At 64.3% G+C, this 20267-nt stretch carries 16 protein-coding genes and 3 pseudogenes; 10 read left to right on the top strand and 9 right to left on the bottom strand.

The features are described 5' to 3' along the window. Positions 1-130: 130 nt before the first annotated feature. Entirely contained in the window at positions 131-1678 is a 1548-nt protein-coding gene (thsA, locus tag Hrd1104_RS09710; RefSeq protein ID WP_154552574.1) for a thermosome subunit alpha, read from the top strand. A gap of 190 nt (positions 1679-1868) precedes the next feature. Here thsA and Hrd1104_RS13585 read toward each other — a convergent pair. The 3 genes and pseudogenes from Hrd1104_RS13585 to Hrd1104_RS09695 all read right to left on the bottom strand — a co-directional run bounded on the left by Hrd1104_RS13585 (position 1869) and on the right by Hrd1104_RS09695 (position 4423). Then, a pseudogene (locus Hrd1104_RS13585) lies at positions 1869-3061 on the bottom strand (bifunctional oligoribonuclease/PAP phosphatase NrnA). Positions 3062-3116: 55 nt separating this feature from the next. Further along, positions 3117-4010 (bottom strand): SDR family oxidoreductase, encoded by an 894-nt coding sequence (locus Hrd1104_RS09700; protein ID WP_154552573.1) that lies wholly within the window; start codon positions 4008-4010, stop codon positions 3117-3119. After that, positions 4007-4423, bottom strand: a complete 417-nt coding sequence (locus Hrd1104_RS09695) for a DUF5791 family protein (RefSeq protein WP_154552572.1) — start codon at positions 4421-4423, stop codon at positions 4007-4009. Before Hrd1104_RS09695 ends, Hrd1104_RS09700 begins: the two co-directional genes overlap by 4 nt. A gap of 126 nt (positions 4424-4549) precedes the next feature. On the opposite strand from Hrd1104_RS09695, the gene Hrd1104_RS09690 reads away from it, so the two are divergent. Then, the gene (locus Hrd1104_RS09690) at positions 4550-5629 is read left to right on the top strand and encodes a tubulin/FtsZ family protein (RefSeq protein WP_154552571.1); all 1080 of its coding nucleotides are present in this window, start codon (positions 4550-4552) and stop codon (positions 5627-5629) included. Positions 5630-5636: 7 nt separating this feature from the next. Here the strand turns inward: Hrd1104_RS09690 and Hrd1104_RS09685 are convergent, their stop codons facing one another. The 4 genes from Hrd1104_RS09685 to Hrd1104_RS09670 all read right to left on the bottom strand — a co-directional run bounded on the left by Hrd1104_RS09685 (position 5637) and on the right by Hrd1104_RS09670 (position 9256). Then, positions 5637-6281 carry a hypothetical protein gene (locus tag Hrd1104_RS09685; RefSeq protein ID WP_154552570.1) on the bottom strand — a complete coding sequence of 215 codons (645 nt, stop codon included), beginning with the start codon at positions 6279-6281 and terminating at the stop codon, positions 5637-5639. Positions 6282-6358: 77 nt separating this feature from the next. Continuing rightward, positions 6359-7702 carry an alkaline phosphatase family protein gene (locus Hrd1104_RS09680; RefSeq protein WP_154552569.1) on the bottom strand — a complete coding sequence of 448 codons (1344 nt, stop codon included), beginning with the start codon at positions 7700-7702 and terminating at the stop codon, positions 6359-6361. A 336-nt stretch (positions 7703-8038) separates the two neighbouring features. Further along, entirely contained in the window at positions 8039-8668 is a 630-nt protein-coding gene (locus Hrd1104_RS09675; protein ID WP_154552568.1) for a class I SAM-dependent methyltransferase, read from the bottom strand. 54 nt (positions 8669-8722) lie between these two features. Then, positions 8723-9256, bottom strand: coding sequence for an inorganic diphosphatase (locus Hrd1104_RS09670; protein ID WP_154552567.1), 534 nt, complete (start codon positions 9254-9256; stop codon positions 8723-8725). 189 nt (positions 9257-9445) lie between these two features. Between Hrd1104_RS09670 and Hrd1104_RS09665 the strand changes: the two genes are divergently transcribed. After that, the gene (locus Hrd1104_RS09665; RefSeq protein WP_154552566.1) at positions 9446-9805 is read left to right on the top strand and encodes a PadR family transcriptional regulator; all 360 of its coding nucleotides are present in this window, start codon (positions 9446-9448) and stop codon (positions 9803-9805) included. Between the two features lie 4 nt (positions 9806-9809). Here the strand turns inward: Hrd1104_RS09665 and Hrd1104_RS09660 are convergent, their stop codons facing one another. Further along, positions 9810-10385, bottom strand: a complete 576-nt coding sequence (locus Hrd1104_RS09660) for a rnhA operon protein (protein ID WP_154552565.1) — start codon at positions 10383-10385, stop codon at positions 9810-9812. After that, a pseudogene (gene rnhA, locus Hrd1104_RS09655) lies at positions 10378-10973 on the bottom strand (ribonuclease HI). The gene Hrd1104_RS09660 and the pseudogene rnhA overlap by 8 nt, the downstream one beginning before the upstream one ends. A gap of 320 nt (positions 10974-11293) precedes the next feature. Between rnhA and Hrd1104_RS09650 the strand changes: the two are divergent. From Hrd1104_RS09650 to Hrd1104_RS09620, 7 genes and pseudogenes are all read left to right on the top strand, one after another. Next, on the top strand, positions 11294-12259 hold the full coding sequence (locus tag Hrd1104_RS09650; RefSeq protein ID WP_154552564.1) for a transcription initiation factor IIB family protein: 966 nt from the start codon (positions 11294-11296) through the stop codon (positions 12257-12259). 137 nt (positions 12260-12396) lie between these two features. Beyond that, positions 12397-14292, top strand: a complete 1896-nt coding sequence (locus Hrd1104_RS09645) for a flippase activity-associated protein Agl23 (protein ID WP_154552563.1) — start codon at positions 12397-12399, stop codon at positions 14290-14292. A 51-nt stretch (positions 14293-14343) separates the two neighbouring features. Continuing rightward, positions 14344-16248, top strand: coding sequence for a flippase activity-associated protein Agl23 (locus tag Hrd1104_RS09640; RefSeq protein ID WP_195837575.1), 1905 nt, complete (start codon positions 14344-14346; stop codon positions 16246-16248). Between the two features lie 61 nt (positions 16249-16309). After that, positions 16310-17499: pseudogene (locus tag Hrd1104_RS09635) on the top strand (5-(carboxyamino)imidazole ribonucleotide synthase). An 84-nt stretch (positions 17500-17583) separates the two neighbouring features. After that, on the top strand, positions 17584-18630 hold the full coding sequence (locus Hrd1104_RS09630) for an ABC transporter ATP-binding protein (protein WP_154552561.1): 1047 nt from the start codon (positions 17584-17586) through the stop codon (positions 18628-18630). Further along, complete coding sequence (locus Hrd1104_RS09625; protein ID WP_154552560.1) at positions 18623-19411, top strand: ABC transporter permease subunit; 789 nt, start codon at positions 18623-18625, stop codon at positions 19409-19411. The genes Hrd1104_RS09630 and Hrd1104_RS09625 overlap by 8 nt, the downstream gene beginning before the upstream one ends. Further along, complete coding sequence (locus Hrd1104_RS09620) at positions 19408-20244, top strand: ABC transporter permease subunit (protein WP_154552559.1); 837 nt, start codon at positions 19408-19410, stop codon at positions 20242-20244. The genes Hrd1104_RS09625 and Hrd1104_RS09620 overlap by 4 nt, the downstream gene beginning before the upstream one ends. The last annotated feature ends 23 nt before the right edge of the window (positions 20245-20267 follow it).

Below are 20267 nucleotides of genomic sequence, written 5' to 3'. Positions count from 1 at the left end.
CACGGCCAACGGTGCTACCCTGGGGCGTCCCGCTCTGGGTGGATTCTAAGCGCGGATAGCAATATTTATATAGAACCGCAATGGATGAACTAAGTGAAGATCCACTATGTCACAGTCCGGACAGCCGCGCATGGGCGGTCAGCCGATGTTTATTCTTAGCGACGACTCCCAGCGCACACAGGGCAAAGATGCACAGAGTTCGAATATCTCCGCGGGGAAGGCGGTCAGCGAGGCCGTCCGCACCACCCTCGGCCCCCGTGGGATGGACAAGATGCTCGTCTCCGACGGTGACGTCGTCATCACCAACGACGGGGCGACGATTCTCGACGAGATGGACATCGAGCATCCCGCCGCGAACATGCTCGTCGAAGTCGCCGAGACCCAGGAAGAGGAAGTCGGCGACGGCACGACGACGGCCTCGATCCTCGCCGGCGAACTGCTGGCCAAAGCCGAGGACCTGCTCGATGACGATGTCCACGCGACGACGATCGTCGAGGGGTATCACGAGGCTGCTCGGATCGCCCGCGAGGCCGTCGACGATCTCGTCGTCGACGGTGACTTGGACGACGAATCGCTGATCGAGGTCGCCGAATCCAGCATGACTGGCAAAGGGACCGGCGATGTCGCTGCTGGCCCCCTCGCGGAGACGGTCGTCGAAGCGATCAGCCACGTCCGTGACGGCCGCGTCGAGCGTGAGAACATTACGATCCACGCTCAGGTCGGTTCTTCCTCTAGCGCGACCGAACTCGTCGAAGGTGTCATCGTCGACGAGGAACCGGTCCACGACAACATGCCTCGTACCGTCGAGGACGCCGCGATCGCCGTCATCGACAGCGATCTCGACCTGCGTGAGAGCAACATCGACGCCGAGTACAACGTCAACAACGTCGATCAGCTCAACGCCGCTATCGAGGCCGAAGAGGAGGAACTGCGCGGCTACGCCCAGCAACTGGCCGATCTCGACGTCGGGGTCGTGTTCGTCAGTGGTGACGTCGAGGATCGGGTTGGCGCGTACCTCGCCAAGCACGGCATCCTGGCGATCGAGGGCTCGGACGATCTGGAAGCCATCGCCGGCGCGACCGGCGCGAGCCGCGTCGGGTCCGTCGAAGATATCGAGGCCGGCGACCTCGGTGAGGCCGGCAGTGTGTCCGTCCGCATGTACGGCGACGAGGAGCTGACGTTTATCGAAGGCGGCACGGCCGCCGAGGCCGTCACGATCTTCGCCCGCGGTGGCACCGAACACGTCGTCGACGAACTCGAACGCGCGATCATGGATTCCCTGGACGTCGTGACCGCTGCCCTCGAACACGGTGGTGTCGTCCCGGGTGCCGGTGCGACCGAGATCGCGGTCGCCGACCACGTCCGCTCGGAAGCCGCCGGCGTCGAGGGTCGCAAGCAGTTGGCCGTCGAAGCGTTCGCCGATGCTATCGATGTCGTTCCCCGCACGCTCGCGACGAACACCGGCATGGACCCGATCGACGCCCTGGTCGACCTCCGGGCTGCCTACGAGGGCGGCGATCTCTCTGGGCTCATCAGTGAGGGCCAGACCGGCGTCGTCGCCGACCCACTCGAAGCAGGCGTGATCGATCCTGCTGCCGTCAAACGCGAAGCCCTCGAGAGTGCGACCGAGGCCGCGACGATGATCGTCCGCATCGACGACGTCATCGCCGCGAGCTAACGCTTCGCTCTCTCCGGAAGCGCCTGATTTTGGTCGTGTCGGTTTCGCAGACGCCACTCGTGTCGACACACTTGTAGGTCCTCGTCGGCTCGAAACGTCCGCACAGCCACTTCGTGAGGCCCGCCGTGATACCGCTTGGCCGGCTTCTCTCCTTTGCGAGTGATCGAGAAAAGCAGCATCTCAGGGGCTGCTACTGTCGATCGCCAGTCATCGCTTCGAAGAGGCGTTCGTAGAGCTCGTCTCTGGAGACGCCCTCGCTCGGTCCGAGACCGGCCATGTGATCGAGACGCAGTTGACCGCCGCCCATTCGAGCGTGCCCGCCGGCTTCGGCCATCGGGACACCGTCGACGGCTGCCTGGAGTGCCTTTCCCATGTGGACGCGATCGTCACGCGAGCGCCCCGAGAGGTGGAGGCGGCCGTCGGACTCGCCAAGTACGACGACTGCTGTCACGCCTTCGAGACACAGGAGCTCGTCGGCCGCCTGTGGAATCGCGTCGACGTTCGAGACTTCGCCGACGTCGCTGGCGGCGAAGGCCCCACGGACGTCCCGTTCCATGATCGCCCGGGCTTTGGTTTCGAGGACCGCCGTATCGATCTCCGGATTCGCGACGCGATCGAGGGCATCTTCGTCGATACCTGGGTAGAGATACGAGGCAGCCTCGAACTCGGCCGAGGTACAGCCCTTCGTGAGGTGGCTCGTATCGGCCTGGATGCCATACAGCAAGCCTGTCGCAACGTCCGGGGGAGATGCTCGCCGGTCTCGATCGCGGTCGCGGCATCTGGATCGATCGGCTCGAACCCGAGAGCGTCGAGGTATTCGGTGACGAGTGTCGCACAGGCGCCGTACGACGGGCGAACGTCGGTGAACGACGACCCCGTTCCGTCGCCCGGATGATGGTCGACGACCGCTACGGGTGAGACACCGTCAGCGCCCGCAAATCCGCGTGGCTCGTTGTGATCGACCAACACTACCGCCTCGCCGTCGAGTGCAGCCGCCTCCTCGATTCGATCGAGATCCAGTTCTAAAACCGTCTCGAAGGCGCGATTCTCCTGGTGGCGGATCTGTCCGGGGTATTTGAGAGTACAATCGGTGTCGACACTTGCGGCCAGTTCGGCGACGCCCTGGGCGGCCGCCATCGCGTCCGGATCGGGGTTCGGGTGCAGCAAGACGCTTACCTGATCGTACCCGGCCAGTACGTTGCGAAGGCGCGTGCCCGGCGTGCGCCTGCGACGGCGAACGATCACCGCGAGCCCGACGACGACGAGCAACCCCGTGAGGACGATCGCCCCAGCGAGAAGCGGGTCGGCCGCGACGAACTCCCTGCCCTCGGCGAGCAGCGACGCGGCCGCCTCCCCGATGTCCGCGGGCACCGAAGCCGACATACCGGTCACTGTCTCCCCCGGCTGTTAAGAACTTTCGGCCCGGGTGGGCCACCCGTCAGGTCTCGTCGCTGTCGGCGAGGTACTGGGCGATCGCATCTCGATACCCCTCACGAAACGTGGGGTAGGCAAACTCGTATCCGAGTTCCCGGAGGCGGTCGTTACTGACGCGCTTGTTCGCTCGAAGGCGCTGTCGCCGTTGGTCGGAGTCGACAGCTTCGAGACGGCTCGCCAGTGTCTCTTTGGGCGGGTCGGGTTCCTCACACTGACTCGCGAGCCAGTCGGCGAACGCCCACTTCTCGACGGGTTCGTCGTCGACGACGTTGACGACAGCGTTCCGCCCGTGGTTTGCTTCGAGCAGGAAGCGAACCGCACCGGCCGCGTCTTCTCGATGGACCATATTGAGATGGCCCGCCGTGACTGGCCCGTCGAGATATCGCTCCAGTCGGTACCGATCTGGACCGTACAGCCCACCGAACCGAGCCACTGTCCCGTCGATGCCTGCCGGGGGCCGCTGGCGGGCGATCCGTTCGGCCTCGACCAGCACACGGGTCTTCTCGGTCGTCGGCTGCAGGGCGGTATCTTCGTCGACCTGGGCTCCATCGTGGTCGCCGTAGACGCCCGTACTCGAAGTGTAGACGATTCGCTCGGGGGGCGAGGATCGAGCGGCGAAATGGTCGATGGCCGTCTTGAGGCCTTCGACGTAGGTGTCCCGGGCCGCCTCGGCGTCGCGACCGCCGGCACTCGCCGCAAAGACCAGCCAGTCGGCGTCGGGCACAGCTTCGAGGGCATCCGGCACAGTCACGTCTGCCTGTACCGGCCGTCCACCGGCTGCCTCGACGGCTGCCAGTCCTGCGTCCGACCGGCGCACGCCGACGACATCGGAGTCGGTGAGTTGGCCCGCCAGCGCACAGCCCACGTACCCACAGCCAAGAATGACGACCCGGGTCACCGTTCCTCCGTGACGGCGGCCAGCACGTCTGCATACTCCCCGAGACCCATCGGGTGGCGCCCCTCGATTTTCTGCTGGAGTTCTTTGGCAGTCACGTCGGCGTCGAGAGCGCCCGCCAGTCCGTCGACGTCGAGGACGGCACTCGACATCGCCAACAGCAGGCGGTCGCGGGCGTCGGCGGCGATTGCGTGGGCATCACGGCTATCCTCGAGGGCGCGGATCGCTGCCGCATCGGCGACCGTCAGATCGAGTCCTTCCCCGGCGGCAATCGCCGCGATCGTCTCCCGATCGAGGGCCGTCTGGTCCCGGACCGTCTCGACGCCGGCCGTCTCGACGGTCGTCTGCAGAGCCGTCTCGAAGGCCTGCCGGAGTGACACGGCATCGTGCTCGCCGGGATCGATATCGTCGAACATGGATTCGATAGGGCCTGGCCCTACAAGGGCGCGTCGCCACCGGAACGCGAACCGGCGGTGGGACGAACCTCCGTCGACTCGTGAATTGTCACAAGGTTGAATACCCGCTGACTCAAGGCTGTGGGTATGAAGGTCGTCCTGATTGGTCTCGGCCAGGCCGGTGGGAAGGTCACCGAGGCGCTGGCAACCCACGACTACGAACGGGGATACGACGCCGTTCAGGGGGCATTAGCCGTCAATACGGCTAAGACCGACCTCCAGGCGCTCGATATCGAGACGATGGTCATTGGCCAAGATCGGGTTAAAGGTCACGGCGTGGGTGGTGACAACGAACTCGGCGCCGAGATCATGCAAGCCGAAGCGACGGAAGTATTGGACGGCCTCGACGGCCGAATTACGTCCCGGGCTGAGGCACTGATGGTTGTGGCCGGCCTGGGCGGTGGCACCGGGTCGGGCGGCGCGCCAGTGCTGGCAAAGGAACTCAAGCGGATCTACGACGTGCCAGTGTACGTTCTGGGTATCCTCCCCGGACGGAGCGAGGGCTCGATCTACCAGGCCAACGCGGGCCGCTCGCTGAAGACCGCTGCCCGGGAAGCCGATGCGACGCTACTCGTGGACAACGACGCCTGGCACTCTGCCGAGGAGAGCGTCGCGGAAGGGTTCTCGACGATCAACGACAACATCGCCCAGCGGATCGGCCTCCTGCTTGCCTCGGGCGAAGTCGTCGAGGGTGTCGGCGAGAGCGTCGTCGACTCCAGTGAGATCATCAACACGCTCCGGCCGGGTGGACTCGCGGCGCTTGGCTACGCAAGCGCACAGGCAAGCGAGGACAGCGCCGAGAACGTCAACACGATCACGAGCCTCACGCGCAACGCCCTCCTGACTGGGACCAGCCTCCCGAACGCCGTCGAGGCCGAAACGGCCCTGCTCGTCATCGCCGGCCAGCCCGACCGTATCTCACGGAAGGGCGTCGAGCGCGCTCGTCGCTGGCTCGAAGAAGAGACCGGCAGTCTCGAAGTACGGGGCGGTGACTTTCCACTAGACAGTGAGCGCCTCGCCGCACTGGTGTTGCTTGGCGGCGTCGAACGCTCCCAGCGGCTCGAAGCCTTCCTCGACCGTGCGGCCGAAGCCTACCAGGGCGCAAACGACCAACCGAACGATCCGGTCGACGACTTCCAGAACGACGAACTCGAAGACCTCTTTTGACGGTCGCTTACTCGCCGTTCGAGTCGGCGTCTGCCGCTTTGTCTTCTTCGGCCAGATCGATATCGGCGATCGCGTCGGCGATCTCGTCGTCGTCGGCGCCGCCTTCCGGCTTCTCGCCCGCGTCGTCGGCTTCAGCTGGCTCGTCGCCACTCTCCGATGGCGGTTCGAGATCGTCCGAATAGGCGAACTCGCTGACGCCCGTGTCTTCGAGAGTGTCGGGCGTGGGCTGCTCGTCTTGGGAGTCGAGACTCGTCGCGGATCCGGCTTCGGTCTCGCTGGGAGGCGACGATTCCGCCGGTGTGTCCGGCCCATCACTCTCCGTCTCTGTGTCGCCGGCAAACTCGAAACCGCCGGCTTCAGCCGTCTCCGTGTCGTCGTCCCACGCCGTTTGGTCGCGAGACTCGTCGATCCACTCTTCGGCCTCGATCGATACGTCCTCGAGCGAGCCGGTAGCCTCGATCGCGCCCCGGAGCCGTTCGATTTCGCTTTCCAGGGCGTCGATACGGGACGCGAGTTGCTCGCCGGGCGGACGAAGTACGGCCTCTCGGTGTTCGAGTAGCCACCGGGCATAGGCCTCGGGGCTGTCGAAGCCACGCTCGGTCGCCTCGGCTGTGAGGTCACCAGCCAAGTCCCCGTCGAGATCCAGCTCCATTCGCCCGCTGATACGCGACCTCAGCGCAAAAATCTGTGGCACGCGCCCGCAGGTGAGTCGGGCGGTCGATCGCCCCGTCAGACCAGGCTCGAGCCGTCGAATGCAGCCCGATCGTACTCGACGTCCAGCAACGAGAGGAGCGTCGGCGCGATGTCGTACAGATCGACGTCGCTGATCCGGGCGTCATCGTCGTCGACGAACAGGCAGGCGTTATCGAAGCTGTGCATACCGTTGCGTGGCCCGACACCGAAGACGTCTGAATCGCCCTTGAACCCGGCTTTCAGATCGAAGCCGTGGTTGGGGATGACGACCAGATCGGGGGCGATATCGTCGTGTTCGCCACGGAACGCTTGCTCTTTGGTGACGACACGATCGGCCACGGGGCGGCCGTCCGGCCCTTCCCAGGCTTCGAGCTTCGCTTTGAGGTCGGCTCTGACACTCTCGTAGTCGTCTTCCGGAACGCTACCGTTCGCCTCGCGGTCTTCTAGGTTGACGTAGAAGCGGCCGGGAATCAACGAGTAGGCTTTCGTCGACTCGTCGAGATCGCCCAGTTCTTCGGGCTCGTCGGCGTCGTAGCTCAGCCAGCCTTCTTCCCGGAGCCACTCGTTGCAGTGAACCTCGTGATCGAGGGTGGTAAAGCCGTGATCGGAGGCAACGACCATCGTCACGTCGTCGGCCAGCAACTCGCGGAGCTGACCCAGGTAGTCGTCGACTTTCTCGTAGAACTCCAGGAATTCTTCCTTGTACTGGCCGTCTTCTTCGTAGTCTTCGAACAGGAAGTGGTTGACGCGGTCGGTGGTCATGAAGACCCCGAAAAAGAGGTCCCAGTCGTCGCCGTGGACGTACTGCTCGAAGGCCTCGAAGCGCTTCTCGAGTGTCTCGTGGGCATCCTCGATGAACTCCGTCTTGTCGTCGTTGTGGCCGAGCTTGGCGTTGACGTCGATCCGATAGTCGCTATCCTGGAGCGTCTCGCGGATTTCGTCGGGATAAGCCGCCTTTTCGACGCCGGGCGAGAGGAACCCGGAGACCATTCGCTGGACGTCACGCTGGGGCGGGAACGTGACGGGGACGTTCATCACCGTCGCGTCCCGGCCGGCCGACTGCACGCGGTCCCACAGGCGGGTCGCCTGGACGTCGTTCCCCATCGGGACGTACGTCTCCGCCGACCCGACCTCTCGGTCCTGAAAGCCGTAGACACCCGTCTGACCCGGGTTGACGCCCGTCGTCAACGATGGCCAACAGGCGCTGGACTCGGGGGGCACGATGCTGTCGATGGCGCCGCCAGCCCCCTCCTGGGCGATAGCAGTGAGGTTCTCGAAGCGATCCTCGTTGTCGGCGATCAGGCTGTACGGGACGCCATCGATGCCGAAGAAGGCGACCCGGGGCTCGTCGTCGCCGCGAATCCGATCGAACAGTCCCATACTCGGCGGTACTGGTGACTGACACAAGAAGGTTCTTTTCGCGGCCGTCCCTGACGGGCCACACCGACACCGGCAAAACGGGCAGCGATCAGTCTCCGTCTGTCGAGGCGCTCGTTGGCGCTTCTACGGAGTCTTCGTGGCGGAAATTCTCTGGCACGACGGTCGGGTGGTCGATCCCGACAGCGGGGCGTTCGGTGGCCATCACGAACAAACGTAGGGCTGACACACTCAAATAATTACCCATAATTATACTGCATGGCCGCAACGGGCGGTGATAACCGGGACACATCAGCCGGCCGATCCCGACTGGCGACGCGAAGGCGTTCGTACTCGGTGTCAGGCACGCGCCCAGACGAACGGTTTCTTCGCCGGTTCGTCGGCGACGTCATCCATGACGCGATCGACGCCCTCGACGCTGAATCCGGCGTCGTCGAGCAGCTTCCGGGTTCGGTCCAGTCCGGGGATGTCCCAATACATCGGTCCGCCCATCCCCATCCAGTCCTCGTTGTGGCCCGCCCAATCGGTATCACCGACCGTACAGAGCACGGGCGCTCCGGGCCGACAGACGCGATGGAACTCCGAGAAGGCGTCTTCGTGGCGTTCCCGGGGCACGTGGATGACCGCGTAGAACGAGGTGAGTCCGTCGAAGCTGTCCTCAGCGAAGGGTAATCGCGTCATCTCTCCCTCGACGAACGAGTGGGCCGGAAGACGATCGGTCGCCAACGACAGTTGTTCGCGAGAAAGATCGAGGCCGGTCACTGTACACTCTTCGGCCAACAACGCAGTGACCGGTGTCCCCGTACCACACCCAGCGTCGAGGACAGCTGCGTTCGCCCCGAGAGCGTCCCGAAACCGTTCGACGAGGGACACGTCAGTGTCGTCGGTCGAGCGTTGCTCGTCGTACTCGGCAGCGATGCGATCGTACCCGTCCCGAACGCGGGCAGTGAGGTCCCGCTGGTCGTCCATACCAGCCAGTCGGGGACTTCCCGCAAAAGAGTTGTTCCGGCGATGACCGTCCGTTTACGCGAACTCTTCTTCGTAGAGGTCCTGGGCGTGTTCGATCGCGTCCATCGCCGCTTGTTTGTCCTCCCAGCCCAGCGTCTCGACCTCTTTGCCTTCCTCTAAGTTCTTGTACGTCGCGAAGAACTCGTCGATCTCGTCGAGGGTCTGCTGTGGGATGTCGTCGAGGTCCTCGATGTGATCGTAGCGGGGGTCCTCGGTGGGGACGGCGATGACCTTGTCGTCGGCCTCGCCGTCGTCGTCCATCTTCATCAGCGCGACCGGACGGGCCTCGATGACACAACTCGGGAACGTCTGGTCTTCGACGAGAACGAGTACGTCGAACGGATCGCCGTCGTCGTAGTACGACTGTGGGATAAACCCGTAATCAGAGGGGTAGTGGACGTTGCTGTGCAGGACCCGATCGAGGACGACGCCGGGGATGTCCTTGTCGTACTCGTACTTGTTGCGCTCGCCCTTGAGGCACTCGACGACCGCGTAGATCTCTTCGGGCGGATTCGGTCCCGTTTCGAGGTCTTCGAAGAGGTTCACCATCATCTCCGTCTGCGGCAGGCCACCAAAAATGCCTTTCGAGTTGCCCGGCATCCGGTCCACTGTCTGCTACGGAGGGTGATCGATCGGCCATCAATCGCTTTTCCGTCTTGCGAAAATCGGCTCCGGGAGTTACGCAGATGATCGTTACAGTTAACAAAGGTTAAATGGCGTGATGACATATATCCTACCATGTCAGAGGCGCAGGCTGAGACGGAAGCACCGAGTATTGCCCGAGAACTGACCGCATTCCAGCAGAACATCCTGGCTATCCTCGCCGAGGAGGCACGCTACGGACTCGCTGTCAAACGCGAACTAGAAACGTACTACAGTTCTGACGTCAATCACGGGCGGCTGTACCCCAATCTCGACGACCTCGTCGAGATGGAGTTAGTCGAGAAAAGTGAACTCGACAAGCGAACCAACGAGTACTCGCTGACCGAGAAGGGCTACGACGTCCTGCTCGAACAGCTCTCCTGGGAGTTCTCGAAGATCGTCCAGACCGAAGATCGAGCCGACGACCTCGAAGCGCTCCTCGAAGACGTTCGATAAGTTTTCACACTGGGGGGTGTTCGACCCCAGCGACGTCGAAGGCGATCCGGAGCGACTGCTCTAAGACGGCTCGCTGTTCGTCGTCGGGCCAGACGTTGCGCGGATAGTACTCCTCGCGAAACTCCCGAACCTGGGCCGACGTCGCCACAGCGATCCGACAGACGTGGTGGTTCCCGAGGAAATCCGCGAACGCCCGGACGTTGGCTTCGTGTACGGGACCGTGATGTTCGCCAACGCGGGCGACAATCTCCCGGTTTGCCGCTTCGACGACATCCCAGTCGTCCTCGCCGGCGAGTGGCCGCTCGACCCCGCGCGATCGGTCCTCGATGCGGTCGAAGACGACCTCACCATCCCGGAGCCACTCGGCCGGATAGCAGACCAGGACGTCGCCGTCGTCGTCCGCACGGAGGCGGGCCTCGTATCCGTGAGTGGCCAGCATGGCGTCACGGCGCTGGCGGTGGGTCTCGGCGCGCTCACCGTCCGTCCGTCGGGCCAGCCGCGTCAGCCGGACCGCTTCCTCGAGTACGTCCGGCGGGAGCTCACTGTCTTCGCCGGCCGGCGCCGGCTCGTCGTCAGTCATCCTCGAAGGCCTCGTTTGCCAGTCGGTCGGCCCGTTCGTTGATCTCGCGGGGGACGTGTTCGATCGACCACGCCGAGAAGCCCGTCAACAGCTCCCGGACCCGGACCCGCTGTTCGCGCAGGTCCGGATCGTTCGTGTCCCACTCGCCACGAATCTGGCGCACGGCCAGCTCCGAATCGCTCCGGATCTCGACGCTCTCGAAGCCGTACTCCTCGGCGATCTCCAGTACGTGGACCAATGCTGCATACTCGGCGTAATTGTTCGTCGCGCGCCCGATTCGCTTGCCCCCTTCGGTGACGATGCCCCCTCACCAGTTACGATCACCCAGCCGATCGCCGCCGGGCCGGGATTACCCCGTGAGGCTCCGTCGACGTAGACGTGTGCACGTCCACCCTCCTCTCGTAACACGGCAGTGAGCCGCTCGGCGTCACTGCCCTGCACGACGACCTTCCCGTCGTAGGCGATCGCCGTCGCACCAGCCTGACTCGCCCGCCAGCGCTCGTGATCCGTGTTCCCTGCCTCGATGTCGACCCCAGCGGCTTCCAGTCGCTGTCGAGCAGCCGCCTCGTCACACTCGATAACCGGCATCGAAAGACGATAGGCCGCCATCGTGTTAGGGCGTTCCGATCCACCGACCGCCCAGTGCTCTGGCTGCACGACACGAACATGCCAGTTGCCGCCTGCGTTTCGAGCCAGCCCAATCACAGCACTGAGCCGAATCGACGTCCAACGGCCACTAGACGCACGGCAACTCCTACCCGGCGACGGTAACCGGCAAAGCCCCGCTACTGGCCGGGAGACTCGTTCTCCAGGCCGTTCGAGTGGACTCCCTCGCTGGTTGATGTGACAACAGGAATAAACTAATTCCAAGGATTTAAGTCGGGAGACACTGCTACTATAAAAGTGCGATGACACGGTCCACCCGCCAGCGGGAGCGCGAGCGTGAATCCGAGACCGAATCCGACGAACGAGAGGGGGTGAGAGAATGTCCGGAGTGCGATTCTGACAATCTCGTCAAGGACGCAGACAGGGGCGAGATCATCTGTGACGACTGTGGCCTCGTCGTCGAGGAGGAGAACATCGATCCAGGACCGGAGTGGCGGGCGTTCAACCACGAGGAGCGCCAGGAGAAATCCCGGGTGGGCGCGCCGACGACCCAGACGATGCACGATAAGGGGCTGACGACGACCATCGACTGGAAGGACAAAGACGCCTACGGCCGCTCCATTTCTTCGAAGAAACGCTCCCAGATGCATCGCCTGCGCAAGTGGCAGGAACGCATCCGGACCAAGGACGCGGGCGAACGCAACCTGCAGTTCGCTCTGAGCGAGATCGACCGCATGGCCTCGGCACTGGGCGTCCCGCGCTCGGTACGCGAGGTCGCGTCGGTCATCTACCGTCGCGCACTCGACGAGGACCTCATCCGCGGCCGCTCGATCGAGGGTGTCGCGACCTCGGCACTGTACGCCGCCTGCCGGAAGGAAGGCATCCCGCGGAGTTTAGAGGAGATCAGCGAAGTCTCCCGCGTCGAACGCAAGGAGATCGGCCGGACCTACCGGTATATCTCTCAGGAACTCGGCCTGGAGATGGAACCCGTCGACCCCAAGAAGTACGTCCCCCGTTTCTGCTCGGAACTCGATCTCTCAGAGGAAGTCCAGTCGAAAGCCAACGAGATCATCGAGACCACCGCCGAGAAGGGGCTGCTCTCGGGGAAATCCCCGACGGGCTATGCTGCCGCCGCGATCTACGCCGCCTCGTTGCTCTGCAACGAGAAGAAGACCCAGCGCGAAGTCGCCGACGTCGCCCAGGTGACCGAAGTCACGATCCGCAACCGCTACCAGGAGCAGATCGAGGCGATGGGCATCCACAGCTAGGCCACGCGCGTCGACCCTATTCGCTCCGGGTCTGTGCCCTCCCGAACAGACCTAAGAGACGTCACTTGCTTCCAGACTGGGGGCGTCCGTTTCGGATACCAGAAGGATTCTAACCCCCCGGCCCACAGCAAGTCAGTATGTCCGACGGTTTCGCGGCCACCGATCCCGCCGCTGGGACGGGGCCTGGCCAGCGGGTCCGGGCTTACGTCCGGACCCATCCAGTCGTCGTCGCCGTCCTCGCGGTGGCGGCACTTGGCCTGCTGGCCAGGTTCTTTCAACTCGGCTGGCGTGTCGCTCACTGGGACGAAGCCCGGGTCGCCTACTGGGTCGATCACGCCGTAGAGACGAGCCACTTCGCGTACAACTCCCACACCCACGGCCCCTTTATCCAGCACGTCGGCCGGTACCTCTTCGGGCTCCTCGGTGCGAACGACTTCGTTGCCCGCCTGCCGGTCGCGGTGATCGGCGGTCTCCTGCCCGTTACCGCACTGCTATATCGTGAACATCTCGACGATATCGAGACGGTCGCCCTGGCAGCGTTGCTTGCGGCCAACCCCGTTTTGCTGTACTACTCTCGGTTCATGCGCAGCGATCTGCTGGTCGCGGCGTTCATGTTCACTGCCTTTGGTCTACTCGTTCGCTTCTACGACACCCGCAAGCCTCGATACGTCTACGGCGCGACGGCGTTGCTCGTCTTCGGCATCGCCTCGAAGGAGAACGCACCCCTGTACGTAATCACTTGGCTGGGAGCCGGCGCACTCTGTCTCGACGCGGCTTTCTACCGCCCCCGGGCGTATCGGAGTGCGGGCGCGCTCGTCAGGTCGAAACTCGCAGGGGTCCGCGATCGACTGTTCGACGGGAGTCGAAGCCTGCTGGGCTGGCTGCTGTATTATGGAGGCCACAGCCTGGGCGTGGCCGTACTGTTCGTCGCGCTGTTCGTGTTCATGTTCGCGCCTCGGGGCGGCGGGATGGCCGGAATGCTCTACCCGCCCAGCGACGCCAGTGCGACCCTCGGCCTGTGGGACGCGGTGGCTGCGCCCTTGAAACTCCCCGAACTCGTCGTCGATACGTTCACGTACGTCGTCTATCCGGAAGCCGAGTACTTCCAGTTCGGTGGCCTCGACGGGGTCGTCCTCGACCTCCCCGGGCCACCAGAAGTCAGTGGCACGAGCAACACGGTCCCCTATCTCGAACGGCTCGGGGCGATGACGGAGGGGCTGTTCGCGAAGTCGTTCCCGCTATTGGTCCTCGCGGCGATCGGATTCGTGCGGGAACGGTACGCTGCCGCCCGGAGCCGGACGCTGGTGTTGTTCATGACCTACGCTGGCGTAGCCTCCTGGCTGGGCTACCCGCTGACGTTCTCGATCGGGAGTGGCTGGAAGTGGGGTATGACTCACACGCTCGTTCCCCTCGCCATTCCCGCTGCGGTGGGACTTGGCCTATTCGGCCGGTGGGCGATCGACGCCATCCGTCACGACGACCAGATCGAATTCGGCCTCTCGACGGTCGTCATCGGCTTCGTTGCCGTACTGGTCGTCTCGACGGCCGTCGCTGGCGCGTACGGGGCTAACGCCCGATCGGGGGACAATCCGCTCGTCCAATACGGCCAGCCCGGTGACGACCTCCGGCCGGCCCTCGAACAGATCCAACACATCTCTCCAGTACACGACGGAACTGACGTCCTGGTCTACGATGGCTCGATAGACGACGGCGGATCGTTCGTCACGGAAAACGCTTCTACCGCCCACAAGGACTTCCGGCCTGTCTGTACGGTGTGGGGCAACACGATCCCGCTCAACTGGTATCTGGCGGCTTACGACGCCGAGACCGAGTGTGCAGCAAACGAAAGTACGCTCCAGGACAGCATCGACGGCGAGGACCCGGTACCGGTCGTCATCGTCCGTGAGAACGACAATACGGTCCCTGAATCGGCATTCGAAGCCGACTACTACGCGCTGACGTACGAACTCCGCACCCACGGCTCGGAAGCGACCTTCTACGTCCACAAAGAGTGGTGGAACGCGGGACAGTAACCACCGTCGCGAACGGAAACCGCAAAGTACCCGCACTCTGGAGACTCCATCGTGACCGACGACGAACGTGAGGGCCACTCCGCTCGTGAGACGACGACAGCGGCTATCGGGCGATTGCGCGAGTCCTATCGATCCACGCTGGGCGAGTACAAGCCGCTCGTGGTCGCGCTGGTCGCCATCGTCGCCGTCGCTTTGATACTGCGCCTGTTCGCCCTCGGTGTCCGCGTCGCCCATTACGACGAGGGACGGGTGGCCTACTGGGCACTGCACTTCGCCGAGACTGGTGATTTCGCGTACCGGTATATCATCCACGGGCCGGTCCTCCAGCACGCCACCCGGTGGCTGATTCCGGTCCTGGGGCCGAGCGACGCGACGATTCGCCTCCCGGTTGCTCTGGTCGGTGCTGCTCTCCTGCCGGCATCGGTCTGGCTGTTTCGAAAGCACCTCCGACGGTCCGAACTCGTCGCGACAGCCGGACTCTTGGCACTCAATCCGGTTCTCCTCTATTACTCGCGGTTCATGCGCAGCGATCTGCTGGTCGCGACGTTCATGTTCGTGGCGCTGGGCCTGCTCGTCCGCTTTGTCGACACGCGACGGCCCCGATATCTATACGGCGCGGCAGTGTTCGTCGCGCTCGGCTTCGGCTCGAAAGAGAACGCCGTCGTCTATCTGTTGACCTGGTTCGGCGCGGCTGCCCTGCTCGTCGAACACATGCTCTACAAGCCCGACGACTACGACAGCGGGGTCGCCCTGCTGGCGACCCACGCCCAGCGACTCGCCAGCCAGGGCCGGAACACCCTTCGCCAGGCAGGGACGTCCCTCGCCCATCTCGTCGGTGCAGCCCTGGTCGGTGGATTGACCGTCTTGTTCATCTACGCCCCGCGAGGGGCCGGAATGGCCGGCCTGGAATATCCCCGCGGTGAGGGTGGCGTTGGCCTCTGGGCGGCGGTTTTCGATCCGACGAAACTCCCCGCACTCGTTGGGACAACCGTCGATCATATCGCGGATGGGCTGGCGTACTGGTTTGGCCACAGTGGCGCGCCCAGTTGCTCGACGACGGGCGTGGCTGGGATCGATCTCGCCGGGCTGGCCGGTGTCGATTCGATTACTGGCTACCCCTGCGTCCTGGGTCAATTCCTCGAAGTCCTGCTCGTCGCTGCCCTCCCTCTCACTGCCCTGGCGGTGGTCGGGACGCTCCTCGAACGGTACGGGCGTGGCACCTCTCGCACACTGGTGATCTTCACCGGCTACGCGGGCTTTGCTTCCTTGCTCGGCTATCCTGTCGGTACTGACATCTTCGGGGCGTGGTTGTTGATCCACGTCCTCGTCCCGCTGTCGATTCCGGCTGGTGTCGCACTGGCAGCGATCTATCGCCGTGGCTCGATCGCGCTCGCCCACGAGGACTCGATCGGCGCTGCCATCGCTGGCGTGGTAATCGGCCTCCTCGTCGTGCAGATGCTGGCTGTCAGTACGGGCGTCGTCTACACGAACAGTGCAGGGGGCGACAGCGGACTCGTCCAAGGAGACGGGAACAAACTCGTCCAGTACGCTCAGCCCGAAAACGCCCTCCGCGGGCCGGTCGAGGACCTGGATCGGATCGCAGGCGAGCACGACGGAACGGATGTCATCGTCTACGGCGAGTCAGTGACGCGACCGGCCGGCCAGACGCCGTCACTGGATACCCGGCCCCTGTGTGTCAAGTGGTACAATCCGATGTTGCCACTGCCGTGGTACCTCTCCCGGAGCGACGCGGCCGTCGAGTGTGTCCGCGATGCCGAAACACTTCGAAATCAGATCGGCGACGACCCACCACCGATCGTCCTGACGGCCGGTGAGGACAGAACGGTGCCGACGGACATCCTTGAGGCAGAGTACGTCGCTTCCGAGGCCGCGATACGCCAGGGTGGCGACCGGATGCGGACGTTCTGGATACACGAGGACTGGGTGGCCGACTGAGAGTGGCCCCATCTCGGCCGGTTCTGAAACGCTTAACCGTCATCGCTGAATCTCCCCGCACATGAACGTGACAGCGCCCGGCCCGACCGTCGGCGTCGTCGGCGGCGGGCAACTCGGTCGGATGCTGGGGGAAGCCGCCGCGCCGCTGGGGATGGAGCTGCTCGTTGTCGATCCGACACCGGACCCGCCGGCCGCGCCGGTTACTCGCGACCAACTCGTCGCCGATTTCGACGATCGCGACGCCCTCCGGGAACTCGCCGAGCGGGCTGCGTATCTCACCTACGAGATCGAACTCGCCGACCCGGACCTCCTGGAATCAGTAAGCGAGCAGACGGGCACGCCCGTTCACCCCCATCCCGACACGCTTCGGACGATCGAGGACAAGCTCGTCCAGAAGCGCCGCCTCGAAGACGCGGGCGTCCCGGTTCCCCCGTTTCGCGGCGTCGATTCCCTGGCCGAACTGCACGAGGCGCTCGACGAACTGGGCTATCCTGCCATGCTGAAGGCCCGAAAAGGAGGCTACGACGGTCGCGGGAACGTCCCGATCGAGACCCCGGAGGACGCCGAGAGTGCCTTCGAGACGATCGTCCGGGCTGGGCCGGGGGCCACCCCCGAGGACCCCGCTGGCGCGGCGATGATCGAGGGCTTTGTCGACTTCGAACGCGAACTCGCCGTCATGGCTGTCCAGGGCGACGGCGAAGAAGATGCCTTCCCCGTCACGGAGACGATCCACCGCGCGGAGATCCTCCGGGAGACGGTCTCGCCGGCCCGGGCCGAGCCAGCGGTCCGCGAACGCGCACGCGAGATCGCATTCGACGTACTGGACGTGCTGGATGGCCGTGGCGTCTTCGGCATCGAGCTATTCGAAGGGTCAGACGGTGACATTCTGCTCAACGAGATCGCCCCGCGGCCGCACAACTCCGGCCACTGGACGATCGAGGGCGGTCTGACCTCGCAGTTCGAACAGCACCTCCGGGCCGTCGCGGGGTGGCCCTGGGCGCGACCGATCGACGCTCGCCGACGGTGACGGCGAACATCCTGGGTGACGTCGAGAACCAACAGCCGGCGACGCTCCGAAACGTCGATCGCGTGCTGGAAGCCAGCGGTACCACACTGCACTACTACGGGAAAAACGAGGTCCGTCAGCGCCGAAAGATGGGCCACGTCACAGCGGTGGGAGACAGCGATAGCGAGCCGACAGCACTGCTCGAACGGACGCGAGCGATTCGCGACGACCTGACGTTCGAGTGACGGCGGTTGCAAGCCGATTGTCAGTGCTATCTCGGTAACCGATATTTTCATAGGCCGATCGGCCGATTGCCTACGGGATTCAGTATGCCGGCGATCCGAACCGATGGGCTCACGAAGTACTACGGGGACGTGCGAGGTGTCGAAGCCCTCTCCTTCGACGTCGCGGAGGGGGAAGTGTTCGGCTTCCTCGGCCCGAACGGGGCCGGCAAGACGACGACGATCCGGACGCTGATGGGTTTTCAGTCCCCCACTGATGGGACGGCGACGATCCTCGGTGCGGACATCCGGGATGCCCAAGCGCTCCGGGCGGTCCGGGCCGATATCGGCTATCTCCCGGCCGAACCCAGTTTCAACGAGAACGTCACTGGCCGGCGACTGCTGGCCTACCACGGCGCGTTGCGGGGTGACGTCCGCAGCGACGAGATGCTCGATCTGTTCGATCCACCTCTCGACCGGAAGGTCAGAGAGTACTCCCGCGGGAACAAGCAGATGCTCGCGATCGTCCTGGCGTTCATGCACGATCCCGACCTGCTGATCATGGACGAACCCACATCGGGGCTGGACCCGCTGAAACAGGAGGAGTTACTCGAATTCATCCGCAGCGAGCAACAGCGAGGCAAGACCTTCTTGTTCTCTTCGCACATCCTGAGTGAGGTCCGGAAGGTGTGTGATCGGATCGCGATCATTCGGGATGGTCGGCTTATCGAACTCGAAGACGTCGAGTCACTGATCGACCGCAGCGGCAAGACCGTCCGGGCACGCCTCGGCGGCGACGTCGACCCCGCGGCGATCGGGATCGAGGGCGTCCACGACGTCGAGGTCAGCGGCGACGGGGCCGCCGACAGTCCGGACGAGCAGGCCGAGGCGGCTGCCGGATCTGATCACGCGACGAGCATCTCGTTCACCTACACCGGGGCCTACGAGCCGCTGCTAGACCGCCTGCTCGAATACGACATCCGCGATTTGAGTATCGAAGAGGCACCGCTCGAAGACGTGTTCATGCGGTTCTACGGCGAGGATCCCAGCGAGCGTGTCGAAGCCGTCGAAAACGGGACGAGACGAGACGTCGCGGACGAAGACGACGAAACCGGGGGGAGGATGGCCGAGCGATCGGAGGAGGCCGATGTTTGAGACGACGCGCTTCGAGGCGGAACGACTGGCGCCCAGTTCGGTCGTCATCGGGGCCAGCATCGCGGCCTTTGGCGGGATGATGACGCTCATCGCGCCCGGAATCCTCGGCGACGTGGATCTGGAGACGCTGTTCGAGCAGTTGCCCGCCGCCATGGTCGAGCAGATGGGGCTCGAGCACATGGGGACCCTGGAGGGATTCATCGCGATCGAACTCTACGAGTACGTCTGGCTGCTCGGCCTGGGTGCCTATCTTTCGTACCTCGCCGGGGGCACCATCGCTGGCGACGTCGAGAACGGGCGGATGGACACCCTGCTTGCGGCTCCGGTCTCGCGGGCGCGTTTGCTCGTCGAACGGTACCTCGCCTTGCTCACACCGATCGTGGTCGTGAACGTCGCCGTCTTCGTCGGGGTCTACGGCGCGACGCTGGTGATCGAGGAGACGATCCCGCTCGTCGATCTCGCGGCCGTCCACGCCCTCTCGGTTCCGTACTTGCTCGCCTGTGGCGCGTTCGGTATGGGCGTCTCCGTGGTGGCCCCCCGACGGCGCATCGCGGAAGGCGTCGCGGCCGGGACCATCATCGGAACCTTCCTCCTCGAACTGCTCGTCTCGGGGACGGACGTGTCCTGGCTGGGGGCGATTGCTCCCATGCGCTACTACGATCCACTGGCCATTCTCACCGAGAGCGTCTACGATCCAGTCGGCGCTGGAATTCTCCTCGTCGCTGCAATCGTCCTGCTGGGCGGGAGTGGCTGGCTGTTCGGGGAGGTGGACGTCCAATGAAGACGGTGGCCGACGCCAGGGATACAAACACACCAGTCGAGTCGAGTCCGCTCAGCCAGGTCGCTCGCTTCGAGGGGCGCAACCGCTTGCCGGTGACAGTCGTCCTCGCGGTGCTGTTCTCGCTCTTCGGAGCGCTGTATATATGGGTCGGCCCGCAGATGATCGACGCCGGCTTCTCGGAGATGCTGGACGCGATGCCCGCAGTCGTGAACGAGTTGTTCGGCTTCGAGAGTCTCGCGTCGATCGAGGGCCTGCTGGCCAGCGAGTTTTACACCCTGGGCTGGATCGTCGGGCTCGGTGGCTATCTGGCATACACGGCTGCCGGGACGGTCGCCGGCGATCTCGGCGAGGGACGCATGGACACGCTACTTGCCGCTCCTGTCGCCCGGCGGAGCGTCCTGGGTGGGAAGTTCCTGGCGCTGCTGGTGCCGATCGTCGTCCTCAACGTCGTGGTCCCGGCTGTCCTGTCCGTGATGGCCCTCGCCGCGGGGCAGTCGCTGTCGATCGTGGATCTCGCGGTCGTCCACGCCCTCTCGGTTCCGTACCTCCTCTTTTGGAGTGCGTTCGGGCTCCTCGTGGGTATCGTCGTCCGTCGTGGTCGGACGGCGGGTCGCCTCGCACTCGGCGTCGTCTTTCTCGGGTGGCTCGGCGAGTCAGTGATTGCGACGACCGACCTCGCGTGGGTCGGCGCGATCTCGCCGATGCGGTACTTCGACCCCCAGGGAGTCCTCATCCACGGAACGTACGACATCGCCGGGGCGACACTCCTCCTGATCGGCACAGCCGTCCTCTTGGCTATCGGTCAGCGCTGGTTCCGGAGCCACGACCTCTGAAATCGGAGGACACCCTCGACGGG

Origin of the sequence: Halorhabdus sp. CBA1104 (assembly GCF_009690625.1) — an archaeon.
Lineage (GTDB): Archaea > Halobacteriota > Halobacteria > Halobacteriales > Haloarculaceae > Halorhabdus.
The sequence above is the reverse complement of the archived record's forward strand: the minus strand, read 5'-3'. Positions and strand labels throughout refer to the sequence as shown.